1 protein-coding gene is annotated in these 300 nt (G+C 49.3%); it reads right to left on the bottom strand.

Going from position 1 to position 300, the window contains the following annotated elements:
* Positions 1-300 (bottom strand): MBL fold metallo-hydrolase (locus NE473_RS31310; RefSeq protein WP_256265659.1); only part of this gene is annotated, 300 nt, incomplete at both ends.

The raw sequence follows: 300 nt of genomic DNA, 5'->3' as shown, positions 1-300 counted from the left end.
GGAAGGTGAAGGTATGTCTGCCGGAACAGAAGGTGTCGTTTTCTTTCACGATCACGGCTCTGGTATCGATATCAAATTCATAGAACTGTTTGATGATCGGAATCGTCTTCGCGTTGCAGACCTCGGAGATGTCAGGGTATCGTCTGATCAGCTCACCCAGTGTGGCGCAGTGGTCTGGTTCCATGTGATTGACAATCACATAGTCCAGCGTTCTTCCTGCCAGAACGGATTCCACATTTTCCAAAAACTGCCCGGTGATTGCCCGGTCGACCGTGTCGAAGAGAACGGTTTTTTCATCTA

This window comes from Hungatella sp. SL.1.14 (assembly GCF_024460495.1).
In the GTDB taxonomy this organism is placed as follows: Bacteria; Bacillota; Clostridia; order Lachnospirales; family Lachnospiraceae; genus Hungatella; species Hungatella hathewayi.
This window is presented reverse-complemented; position numbering and strand designations above follow the sequence as displayed.